Annotated in this window: 10 protein-coding genes; 3 read left to right on the top strand and 7 right to left on the bottom strand. The window is 69.4% G+C overall.

Annotated elements, in window-relative coordinates; genetic code table 11:
• The first annotated feature begins 107 nt into the window (after positions 1 to 107).
• Genes nrdR through MFF40_RS17080 form a run of 3 tightly spaced genes read left to right on the top strand, consistent with a single transcriptional unit; the run spans position 108 to position 2,380 of the window.
• Positions 108 to 647 carry a transcriptional regulator NrdR gene (gene nrdR / locus MFF40_RS17090; protein ID WP_238261475.1) on the top strand — a complete coding sequence of 180 codons (540 nt, stop codon included), beginning with the start codon at positions 108 to 110 and terminating at the stop codon, positions 645 to 647.
• Positions 644 to 1,750, top strand: a complete 1,107-nt coding sequence (ribD, locus tag MFF40_RS17085) for a bifunctional diaminohydroxyphosphoribosylaminopyrimidine deaminase/5-amino-6-(5-phosphoribosylamino)uracil reductase RibD (protein ID WP_238261473.1) — start codon at positions 644 to 646, stop codon at positions 1,748 to 1,750. The genes nrdR and ribD overlap by 4 nt, the downstream gene beginning before the upstream one ends.
• A gap of 3 nt (positions 1,751 to 1,753) precedes the next feature.
• A complete protein-coding gene (locus MFF40_RS17080; protein ID WP_238261472.1) occupies positions 1,754 to 2,380 on the top strand; it encodes a riboflavin synthase in 627 nt (208 codons plus the stop codon).
• On the opposite strand, the gene MFF40_RS17075 is transcribed toward MFF40_RS17080, so the two are convergent.
• From MFF40_RS17075 to MFF40_RS17045, 7 genes are all read right to left on the bottom strand, one after another.
• Positions 2,377 to 2,811 carry a PaaI family thioesterase gene (locus tag MFF40_RS17075; protein ID WP_147854843.1) on the bottom strand — a complete coding sequence of 145 codons (435 nt, stop codon included), beginning with the start codon at positions 2,809 to 2,811 and terminating at the stop codon, positions 2,377 to 2,379. The genes MFF40_RS17080 and MFF40_RS17075 overlap by 4 nt on opposite strands.
• Before the next feature lie 349 nt (positions 2,812 to 3,160).
• Positions 3,161 to 4,732: a SpoVR family protein gene (locus MFF40_RS17070; protein WP_147854844.1), complete on the bottom strand. Its 1,572-nt coding sequence runs from the start codon at positions 4,730 to 4,732 to the stop codon at positions 3,161 to 3,163.
• Between the two features lie 244 nt (positions 4,733 to 4,976).
• A complete protein-coding gene (locus MFF40_RS17065; protein ID WP_238261470.1) occupies positions 4,977 to 6,272 on the bottom strand; it encodes a YeaH/YhbH family protein in 1,296 nt (431 codons plus the stop codon).
• A 190-nt stretch (positions 6,273 to 6,462) separates the two neighbouring features.
• Positions 6,463 to 8,415: a PrkA family serine protein kinase gene (locus MFF40_RS17060; RefSeq protein ID WP_147898960.1), complete on the bottom strand. Its 1,953-nt coding sequence runs from the start codon at positions 8,413 to 8,415 to the stop codon at positions 6,463 to 6,465.
• A gap of 228 nt (positions 8,416 to 8,643) precedes the next feature.
• Positions 8,644 to 9,099, bottom strand: a complete 456-nt coding sequence (locus tag MFF40_RS17055) for a 4-aminobutyrate aminotransferase (RefSeq protein ID WP_238261468.1) — start codon at positions 9,097 to 9,099, stop codon at positions 8,644 to 8,646.
• Between the two features lie 160 nt (positions 9,100 to 9,259).
• The gene (locus MFF40_RS17050) at positions 9,260 to 9,679 is read right to left on the bottom strand and encodes a hypothetical protein (RefSeq protein ID WP_147898962.1); all 420 of its coding nucleotides are present in this window, start codon (positions 9,677 to 9,679) and stop codon (positions 9,260 to 9,262) included.
• A gap of 95 nt (positions 9,680 to 9,774) precedes the next feature.
• Positions 9,775 to 10,260: a MerR family transcriptional regulator gene (locus MFF40_RS17045; protein WP_238261466.1), complete on the bottom strand. Its 486-nt coding sequence runs from the start codon at positions 10,258 to 10,260 to the stop codon at positions 9,775 to 9,777.
• Positions 10,261 to 10,363 lie beyond the last annotated feature (103 nt).

The following is a 10,363-nucleotide window of genomic DNA, read 5'->3' as shown; positions in this document are numbered from 1 at the left end:
GGCTGCCGCCGAGGCTGCGCCGCATACCGACGCGGTGCCGCACGCCGCCCCGCCCCACGCGCCCCCCCCCGCTCCCCGCCCGTTTCCATGCGTCGAGTGCAGATCCCATGCGGTGTCCCTATTGCGGCGGCTCCGAGACGCAGGTGAAGGATTCGCGGCCCTCCGAGGACGGCGCCGCGATCCGGCGCCGCCGGGTCTGCCCGGATTGCGCCGGCCGCTTCACCACCTTCGAGCGGGTGCAGCTGCGCGAGGTCGTGGTGCTCAAGCGCTCGGGCAAGCGCGTGCCGTTCGACCGGGACAAGCTGCAGCGCTCGATCGACGTGGCCCTGCGCAAGCGCGCCGTCGAGCCCGACCGGATCGAGCGGCTGGTCAGCGGCATCACCCGGCAGCTCGAGAGCGCCGGCGAGCCCGAGGTGACCTCCGAGGCGATCGGCGAATTGGTGATGGCGGGGCTCAAAGGCCTCGACGACGTCGCCTACGTGCGCTTCGCCTCGGTCTACAAGAATTTTCGCGAGGCCAAGGATTTCGAGGACCTGCTCGGGACCCTGGGCGACGGCCTGCTCACCGTGGGGGCCGGGCCGGGTTCCCCGCCGGAGGAGCCTGAAGAGCCCGACGCCCCGCCCCGCCGCCGGGCCGCCCGGCCATGAGCGACGACGCGACCTTCATGCGCCTCGCCCTGGCGCTCGGCCGGCGCGGGCTCGGCACCACCTGGCCGAACCCGTCGGTGGGCGCCGTCGTGGTCGAGCCCGGCACCGACCGGATCCTCGGGACCGGGGCGACGGCGCCGGGGGGCCGTCCGCACGGCGAGCCCCTGGCCCTCGCCGAGGCCGGCGCCGCCGCACGAGGCGCGACCCTCTACGTTACCCTGGAGCCGTGCTCGCATCACGGCCGCACGCCGCCCTGCACCGACGCCATCCTGGCCGCCGGGATCGCCCGGGTGGTCAGCGCCATCGAGGATCCGGACGCCCGGGTGGCCGGGCGCGGCCACGCGCGGCTGCGGGCCGCCGGCGTCGCGGTCGAGACTGGGCTGATGCGGGATCTCGCGGCCCGCGACCATATCGGCCACATCACCCGGGTCACCCGCGGCCGGCCCGCCGTGCACCTCAAGCTCGCCCGCACCCGCGACGGCTTCTGCGCGGGCGCCGGCCCGGAGCGCCTGCGGATCACCGGCCCGGTGGCCGACGGCGCGGTGCATCTCTGGCGGGCGCATGCCGACGCGATCCTGATCGGCATCGGCACCGCCCGGGCGGACGACCCGTCCCTGACGGTGCGGCTGCCGGGCCTCGGCGCCCGCTCGCCCCTGCGGATCGTGGTCGATTCGCACCTGATGCTCTCGCCCGCCAGCGTGCTGGCCCGGACCGCCCGGGACACCGCCACCCTGGTCCTCACCACCCGCTCGGCCCCCGCCCACGCCCGCCGGGCCCTGGAGGCGCTGGGCGTCGAGATCGCCATCCTGCCCGCGGATGTCACCGGCCGCGTCGAGCTGCCGACCGCGCTGGCGCATCTCGGGGAGCGCGGTTTGACGCGGCTGTGCAGCGAGGGCGGCCCGCGCCTTGCCGACGCCCTGGCGCGGGCCGATCTGATCGAGGCCTGCACGCTGGTCACGGGACCGGCCGAACTCGGCCCGGCGGGCGGCCTGAAGGCGCTCGGCCCGGATCTGACCGTCGCCTTGGCGAGCGACGCATTCAGGCTGGCCGAGCGGCTGCAGCTCGGCCCCGACGAGGCCGCCACCTACGAGAGGATGTCGTAATCCATGTTCACCGGTCTCGTCAGCGACGTCGGCACCATCGTCTCGATCGCGGGCGAAGGCGACCTGCGGCGGATCGCGATCCGCGCCTCCTACGACCCGGCCACCATCGCGCTCGGCGCCTCGATCGCGTGCTCGGGCCCGTGCCTGACCGCGGTCTCGGTGGAGCCGGCCGACGGCGGCTGCGTCTTCGCGGTGGACGCGGCCGCCGAGACCCTGGCCCGCACCACGGTCGGCCGCTGGACGGCGGGCGCGCGCATCAACCTGGAACGGTCCCTGAAGATCGGCGACGAACTCGGCGGCCACCTGGTCACCGGCCATGTCGACGGCGTCGCCGAGATTTTGGAACGGGAGAGCGTCACCGCCGGCGCCTGGGGGCCGAGCGACCGCTTCACCCTGCGCGCCCCGGCGGGCCTCGCGCGCTTCATCGCCGAGAAGGGCTCGGTCTGCCTCGACGGCACCTCGCTCACGGTGAACAGCGTGGACGGCGACGTCTTCTCGGTGCTGCTGATCCCCCACACCCTCCAGGTCACCACCTGGGGTGCGCGGCGCACCGGCGACGCGCTGAACCTGGAGGTCGATCTGATCGCCCGCTACGCGGCCCGGCTCACGGAGGCGCGGCCGGGCGCCTAACTGCGTTCGGGCGGGATCGCGTAGGTGCCGGTGGCGTGGCAGACGAGGGCGTCGCCGCCTGGCGCGGTGATCCCGACCTCGCCCACCGCCAGCCGCCGCCCGAGCTTGAGCAGGCGGCATTCGGCCACAAGGTCCCCCGGGGCGGGCTTGCGCAGGAAGTTGAAGGTCAGGCTCGTGGTCACCGCCAACGCGACCGGGCCGATCTGGGCGAGGATCGCCGCGTAGAGCGCGTAATCGGCCAGCGCCATCATGGCCGGCCCCGACACCGTGCCCCCCGGCCGCAGGAAGCGCTCCTGCCCCTCCATCCGCATCCGCGCCGTGAGCGGCCCCACCGCCTCGAGATGGAAGGCCCGGCCGCCCGCCTGCATCTGCGGGAATTCCCGGTCGAGGAAATTTTTGGTCTCTTCGAGGGTGAGGATCGGGGCGCTCATGCCTGCTTGCAGCATGGCTTGGGGGGCTGGGGCAATCCAGTCAGGACGCTAAATCCACCTGACGTCGCGGCGAGCCCGATCTACTTCAGCGTGCCTGTTAAAACAGTTCAGAATGAACCGCCTTGTCATTCCGGGGCGCCGCAGGCGAGCCCGGAATCCAGATCCGCTGTCGGTGCAGGACCTTGGAACTGTCGGCGGTTATGGATCCCGGGTTCCGCTACGCGGCCCCGGGATGACAAAGTGGATGTTTAACCGGCAGTGCGAGCTGTAGGCCTTTGGACGATCACTCTTCGAGCCACCGTTGCTGTGCCGCCAAGAGGCATGCACGCGATGGCAGCGGGTCCCCTGGTCAAAAGAAGATCGGCCGCGCGCTGGCGCCGATCTCGCCCAGCACCGTCCCGGTGGCGGGCTCGACCTCCTTGAGCACCACGTCGTAGCCCCACAGGTCGGCGAGGTGCTGGAGCACCCTTTTGGCGTCGTCCTTCTGCAGGGTGATCTTGTTGATCGCCTTGTGGTGCAGGATCAGGCGGCGGTCGCCTTCGAGGTCCACGTCCACCACCTCGATATCCGGGTCGAGCCAGGCGACGTCGTACTGGCGGGCGAAGGAGCGGCGCATCTTGCGGTAGCCGCGCTCGTCGTGGATCGCCTCGACCCGCAATTCCGGCTCGTCGGGGTCGTCGACCACGTGGAACAGGCGCAGGTCGCGCATCAGCTTGGGCGACAGGAACTGCTGGATGAAGCTCTCGTCGCGGTAGTTCGCCCAGCAATCCCGCAGCACCGCCATGGGGTCGCCGGTGCCGGCGATGTCGGGGAACCACTCCCGGTCCTCCGCCGTGGGCTGCTCCACGATGCGGGCGATGTCCTGCATCATCGCGAAGCCGATCGCGTACGGGTTGTGGCCGCCATAGGAGCGGTCGTCGTAGTTCGGCTGCCGGATCACGTTGGTGTGCGATTGCAGGAATTCGAGGTAGGCGGCCTCGGTGATCAGCCCCTTCTCGGACAGGGAATTCATGATCCGGTAGTGGCTGTAGGTCGCGCAGCCCTCGTTCATCACCTTGGTCTGGCGCTGCGGGTAGAAGTACTGCGCCACCAGCCGGACGATGCGCAGGATCTCGCGCTGCCAGGGGCGCAGCCGCGGCGCGACCTTCTCCAGAAAGTAAAGAATATTCTCCTGCGGCAGTTCGAGCAGGGCCTTGCGCCGCTCGGCGGCCAGGTCCGGCCGCACCGCGCCGGTCTTCTGCGGCAGGGTCCGCCACAGGTCGTTGTAGATCTGCTCGCCGTGCTCGACCCGCTCGCGCTCGCGGCGCTGCTCGGAGGCGAGGTCCGGCCGCTTCTTGCGCGGGTAGCGGTGGACGCCCTGGCTCATCAGCGCGTGGGCGGCGTCGAGCACCTGCTCCACCGCCTGGTGGCCGTAGCGCTCCTCGCAGCGGGCGATGAAGCTTTTCGCAAAGTCCAGGTAATCCAGGATGCCTTCCGCGTCCGTCCACTGCCGGAACAGATAGTTGTTCTTGAAGAAGTGGTTGTGGCCGAAGGCGGCGTGCGCGATCACCAGGGTCTGCATCGTCGCCGTGTTCTCCTCCATCACGTAGGAGATGCACGGGTCCGAGTTGATGACGATCTCGTAGGCGAGCCCCATCAGGCCGCGCCGGTAGCCGGCCTCGTGCTGGGCGAAGTGCTTGCCGAACGACCAGTGCTTGTAGAACAGCGGCATGCCGATCGACGCGTAGGCGTCGAGCATCTGCTCGGCCGTGATGATCTCGATCTGGTTCGGATACCAAGACAGCCCGAGTTCCGGCCCGGCGATGCCCTCGCAGGCGTCGTGGATGCGCCGGATCGTGTCGAAGTCCCAGTCGTTGCCGGTGAACAGGGGCTTTTGGCCGCCGGAGATTGTCTGGGGCGTCCGTGCCTTGACGAGCGTCATGCGGCCTCCCGTTCGATCCGACTGTGTCGCGTATACCCGCGGGACGGAAACTCCCTCCCCCCTCTGCGGGGGAGGGTGGCCCCTGCGTCAGCAGGGGTCGGGAGAGGGGAGCGACGGTGAAGAACTAAGCTCCAGCCCACACGAAAGCTGCGCCCGCGCCTGAAACCGGGCTCCCCTCTCCCGACCCCCTTCGGGGGCCACCCTCCTCCGCAGAGGGGGGAGGGAGACGCGGCGCGGGCCATCCTCACGCCTCCGCCTCGGCCCGTGCGTCCTTGCGGCCGAACAGCTCGCGGAAGACCGGGTAGATCTCCCGCCGGTGGTTGACCTTGCGCATGGCGATCGGGCCGCCCGCCTTGGCGATCGCCTCGTAGGTCCGCCACAGGGTGGTGCGGTGCTCCACGAAGCCGGCCCGGGGGCCGTTCTCGTCGCCGACCTCCAGGTAGGCGAAGTGCTGGCAGGCCGGCAGGATGTGGGCCCGCAGCAGCTCCGTCGAGGTCGGGCCGTCGGAGGAGACGTTGTCGCCGTCCGAGGCCTGGGCGGCGTAGATGTTCCAGTCGTTCGGGTCGTAGCGCTCGGCGATGACCCGCTTCATCTCCACCAGCGCCGACGACACCAGCGTGCCGCCGGTCTCCCGGGAGCCGAAGAAGGTCTCCTCGTCCACCTCGGTGGCCCGGTCGGTGTGGCGGATGAACACGATCTCCACGTGCCGGTAGCGGCGGGTCAGGAAGATGTGGAGCAGGATGTAGAACCGCTTGGCCAGGTCCTTCATGTGCTCGGTCATCGAGCCGGACACGTCCATCAGGCAGAACATCACCGCCTGCGCGATCGGCCGCGGATAGGGTTCGAACCGGCGGAAGCGCAGGTCGATCGGATCGACATACGGGATGCGCTTGGCGCGCTCGCGCAACTTCAGCAGCGCGCGTTCCACGTCCGGCCGGCCCGGGTCCGAGTCGCGCATCCCCGCGAGCTGGGCCTCCAGCGCCGCGACCTCCTCGGGCTTGGGGCGCTTGAGGGCGATCCGCCGCGACATCGAGTTGCGCAGGGTGCGGGTCAGGGCGAGGTTGGCGGGCGAGCCGGTCACCGTGTAGCCGGCCCGGCGCAGCCCCTCGGTCTCGACCACCGCGAGGCGCCGCTTGGCCAGATCCGGAAGCTCCAGATCCTCGAGGAAGAGTTCCAGAAACTCCTCGCGGGTGAGCACGAAGCGGAACGCGTCCTCGCTGTTCTCGCCGCCCTCCCCGCCCTCGCCGGAGCCGCGACCGCCGCCCGGGGGCCGCTCGATCGTGTCGCCCTCCACGTAGGTCTTGTTGCCCGGCAGGATGTGGTCCTGCAGGCCGGTGCCGGGCTGGCGGGAGAACCGCGGCTCGCGCACGCCGTCGGCGGGCACGCTCACCCGGCCGTCCTTGCCGAGATCCTTGATGTCCTTCTCGCGGGCGGATTCGCGCACGGCGCGCTGGGCCACGTCCTTCACGCGGCGCAGGAAGCGCTGCCGGTTGGGGAGGCTCTTGCCCCCTGGATTCAGGCGTCGGTCGACGATGTGCATACGCTGCGAAAACCCTCGTCCGCGTGTTCCGGCCGGGTCGGGCCCCGTGTCGTACCATGCTGTTCAGGGAGGGATGGATCCCTCTTTCGCAGCAGGCCCGAGAGCCTCGCCGGCCGGTCGTCCGAAACTGTGGCGGCGGAGGGTCGAAACCGGGCCCGGTCGGAGTCGCCCCCGCCGGGCCCCTCGCCCCTCAGCCGGCCTGCTTCACCCGCATGTACCATTCCACCAAGCGGCGGACCTGCCGCTCGGTGTAGCCGCGCGCCACCATGCGCTCGACGAACTCGCCGTGCTTCTTCTCGGTGTCGCCGTCCTTCTTCGAGCCGAAGGAGATCACCGGCAGCAGCTCCTCCACCTGGGAGAACATCCGCCGCTCGATGACCTCGCGCAGCTTCTCGTAGCTGGTCCAGCTCGGGTTGCGGCCCCCGTGCTGGGCGCGCGAGCGCAGGGCGAACTTGACCACCTCGTTGCGGAAGTCCTTCGGGTTGGCGATCCCGGCGGGCTTTTCGATCTTGGTCAGTTCCTGGTTCAGCAATTCGCGGTTCAGCAACTGGCCGGTCTCGGCGTCCTTGAAGTCCTGATCCTCGATCCAGGCGTCGGCGTAGTCGATGTAGCGATCGAACAGGTTCTGGCCGTAATCATGGTAGGATTCGAGGTAGGCCTTCTGGATCTCGTGGCCGATGAACTCCGCGTAGCGCGGGGCCAGCTCGGTCTTGATGAACTCCAGGTACTTCTTCTCGGTCTCGGGCGGCAGCTGCTCCCGGCGCAGCGACTGCTCCAGCACGTACATCAGGTGCACCGGGTCGGCCGAGACCTCGGTGGTGTCGTGGTTGAAGGTGGCGGCCAGCACCTTGAAGGCGAAGCGGGTCGAGATCCCGTCCATGCCCTCGTCGACGCCGGCGGTGTCCTTGTATTCCTGCATCGAGCGGGCGCGGGGATCGACCTCGCGGAGCGATTCGCCGTCGTAGACCCGCATCTTCGAGAACACGTTGGAATTGGCGTGCTCGCGCAGGCGCGACAGGACCGAGAACCGGGCCAGCATCTCCAGGGTGCCGGGGGCGCAGGCCGCGTCCGAGAGTTCCGAGCCGGAGATCAGCTTCTCGTAGATGTGCTGCTCCTCCGCGACCCGGAGGCAGTACGGGACCTTGATCACGTAGATGCGATCGATGAAGGCCTCGTTGTTCTTGTTGGTCTTGAAGGTCTGCCACTCGGATTCGTTCGAGTGCGCCAGGATGATGCCGGTGAACGGGATCGCGCCGATGTTCTCGGTGCCGACGTAGTTGCCCTCCTGCGTCGCGGTGAGCAGGGGGTGCAGCATCTTGATCGGCGCCTTGAACATCTCGACGAATTCGAGGACGCCCTGGTTCGCCCGGTTGAGGCCGCCCGAGTAGGAGTAGGCGTCGGGATCCGCCTGGGACAGGGTCTCCAGCCGGCGGATGTCGACCTTGCCGACCAGCGAGGAGATGTCCTGGTTGTTCTCGTCGCCCGGCTCGGTTTTGGCGATGGCGATCTGACGCAGCCGCGACGGCCGGACCTTGATCACCGTGAAGCGCGAGATGTCGCCGTTGAACTCGTCGAGGCGCTTGAGCGCCCAGGGGCTCATCAGCCCGGTGAGCCGCCGGCGCGGGACGCCGTAGCGCTTCTGGATCTCGTCGCCCATCGTCTCGGGATCGAACAGCCCGAGCGGGCTCTCGAACACCGGCGAGACCTCGTCCCCGGCCTTGAGCACGTAGACCGGGTGGACCTCCATCAGGGCCTTCAGGCGCTCGGCCAGCGACGACTTGCCGCCGCCGACCGGGCCCAGCAGGTAGAGGATCTGCTTGCGTTCCTCCAGCCCCTGCGCGGCGTGGCGGAAGAACGAGACGATCCGCTCGATCGTCTCCTCCATCCCGTAGAATTCACGGAACGCCGGGTAGGTGCGAATCGTCCGGTTCATGAAGATCCGGCCGAGGCGCGAATCCTTGGCGGTGTCCACGAATTCCGGTTCACCGATCGCCGACAGGATGCGCTCGGCGGCCGAGGCATACATCAGCGGCTCGTCGCGGCAGGCCTCGAGATACTCGGAGAGCGTCATCTCCGTATCGCGGCGGGCCTCGTACCCTCGGGCGAAGCTCTGGAAAAGGTCGTTCGTCGCATGCATCGACATTCGATAACCCTCTCAGACCCTGACAGCTTCATCCTGTCTCGGCTCGGATGCAACCGACAGGCCCGCTTTTGTCGCAGCGCGGCGAACGCGCCGCGGGCCTGTCGATTGCTTGCAACACTCGTCTGGCCAAAACCCGGCCTCGACGTGCTCCAACGTTGATTTCGATCTCCTTCGAGCGGGCATTTTAGGATGAAAAACTATGCACGCGCCAGGGTTTCCTGCCTCTGCTTAGAGATCCGTGCCTTCTTTCTTGGCATCGTCGCCGGATTTTGATCCAGAGCCCCCCACAGTGATCTTGATGTTGTGAGTCTGGACTTGGCCGTCGGCGCCCTTGACCTCGAACGTCACCTCGTCGGCGCCGGTGAAGCCGCCGTTGGGCTGGTAGAACAAAGCCTGCACGGCCGCCTCCTTGTTGGGGCAGCGATAGCTCGCCGGGGTCTTCAGCTTGCCGACCTTGGTGATCACGGAACCGTTCTTGGGCGCGCCCGAGACCTTGAACTCCGGCATCGGGCCGGGGGTGCAGTCCTTCTTGAGGTTCGGGGCGATCTCGAGCCGCACGGTCTTGCCGGGCGCCACCGTCTTGGAGCGGGTCACGGTGGTCTGGGCGAAGGCCGGGACCTGCGCCGTCCCGGCGAGGATCAGGCCGCCTGCGAGCAGCGCGGCGAGCGGACGTAGGGCGGTCATGGCGGCGTCACTCCGGTGCCGATCCGGGGCCGGATGTCCGGTTCCCCTGCCATCGGTCGAGGGGTCATGTGGGGACGCGGAGCACGGCCGTCGAGGGTTTTTGCGCGCGATGCCCGCCCCGGGCATCGCGCGTCCGGCCGAATCTTTTCCGGAACCGGTCCTATTCCTGCAGCACCGCGGCGACGACGCCCGTGACCCGGGCGATCTGCGCGGCGTCGAACTCGCCGGCGAGCGCCGCGGCGAGCCTTGCCTCGACCCGGGCGCGCTCGCCGGCATCGGCGAGCGGCACCGGCGGGATCTGGTCCTCGGGCAGGCGGCAGACCCGGCGGATCGTCTCGGCGGCGGCGAGCAGCTTCTCCCGGTCGGGCGGGCCCATCTCCCACAGGGGGTTGCGCAGGCGGCTGATCACCCGCTTGGCGTCCCGGTACTCCCGGTCGACGTTGGTGGCGGCCTCGATCTGGCTCACCAGGAACATCAGTTCGAGGACTTCGGAGGCGGCCTCCGGGCAGGTGCGGACGATCCGCATGATGCGGGCCATCAGTTCCTGGCTGGGAGACAGCTTGGGTTTTGGCACGGCCATGCGGGCAACAACGCGGTTTGGGGCCGGAAGGTCCGCCCCATCCGCAAGATGCATGCGCGGCATTCTCAACCGATGGGCGAGATACCGCGGGAACGCTACACGTCGCGGTCGTAGGGCCGGCGCAGGGCGTCGAGCAGCGCGCGGCAGGCCTGCAGGTCGTCGAGCACGTCCCGCAGGGCCGCCCGGTCGGGGGTGTCGGCGAGGTCCTGCATGGTGGCCTCGGGGGCGTCCTCGACCTCCTGGATCCGGGGCTCGGCCGCCCGGGCCTCGCCGCGGCCGACCGCCTGGACGAAGCGGATGCCGTTCTCCTTGAGCACCCGCTGCGCGCCCGCGATGGTGTAGCGCTGCACGTACAGGAGCTGCCGGATGCCGGCCACCAGCTCGATGTCCTGCGGCCGGTAGTAGCGCCGGCCGCCGGCCCGCTTCACCGGGCGGATCTGTCCGAATCGCGTCTCCCAGAACCGCAGGACGTGCTGGGGCACGTCGAGTTCCTCGGAGACCTCGCTGATGGTCCGGAAGGCGCCGGCGCTCTTCTCAGCCATCGGTTCGAGGGACATGTCGGCGGCGAGGGCTGGGGGCATGGCTATCTGATGCGGCGCGGGGCGGCGTCGATCTTGCCGGCCCGCGGGGCCGGGCTCAAGCCTTACCGGGAGTTGAGGCGATAATGTTTGCCGCTCGCCGTCG

Source organism: Methylobacterium mesophilicum (assembly GCF_022179445.1).
Classification (GTDB): Bacteria; Pseudomonadota; Alphaproteobacteria; order Rhizobiales; family Beijerinckiaceae; genus Methylobacterium; species Methylobacterium mesophilicum.
This window is presented reverse-complemented; position numbering and strand designations above follow the sequence as displayed.

Excerpts from the sequence above, each read along its gene's own strand:
- MFF40_RS17045 (WP_238261466.1), bottom strand. The coding sequence starts at position 10,260 with ATGCCCCCAGCCCTCGCCGCCGACATGTCCCTCGAACCGATGGCTGAG.
- MFF40_RS17050 (WP_147898962.1), bottom strand. The coding sequence starts at position 9,679 with ATGGCCGTGCCAAAACCCAAGCTGTCTCCCAGCCAGGAACTGATGGCC.
- MFF40_RS17075 (WP_147854843.1), bottom strand. The coding sequence starts at position 2,811 with ATGAGCGCCCCGATCCTCACCCTCGAAGAGACCAAAAATTTCCTCGAC.
- nrdR (WP_238261475.1), top strand. The coding sequence starts at position 108 with ATGCGGTGTCCCTATTGCGGCGGCTCCGAGACGCAGGTGAAGGATTCG.
- MFF40_RS17070 (WP_147854844.1), bottom strand. The coding sequence starts at position 4,732 with ATGACGCTCGTCAAGGCACGGACGCCCCAGACAATCTCCGGCGGCCAA.
- MFF40_RS17055 (WP_238261468.1), bottom strand. The coding sequence starts at position 9,099 with ATGACCGCCCTACGTCCGCTCGCCGCGCTGCTCGCAGGCGGCCTGATC.
- MFF40_RS17060 (WP_147898960.1), bottom strand. The coding sequence starts at position 8,415 with ATGTCGATGCATGCGACGAACGACCTTTTCCAGAGCTTCGCCCGAGGG.
- MFF40_RS17080 (WP_238261472.1), top strand. The coding sequence starts at position 1,754 with ATGTTCACCGGTCTCGTCAGCGACGTCGGCACCATCGTCTCGATCGCG.
- ribD (WP_238261473.1), top strand. The coding sequence starts at position 644 with ATGAGCGACGACGCGACCTTCATGCGCCTCGCCCTGGCGCTCGGCCGG.
- MFF40_RS17065 (WP_238261470.1), bottom strand. The coding sequence starts at position 6,272 with ATGCACATCGTCGACCGACGCCTGAATCCAGGGGGCAAGAGCCTCCCC.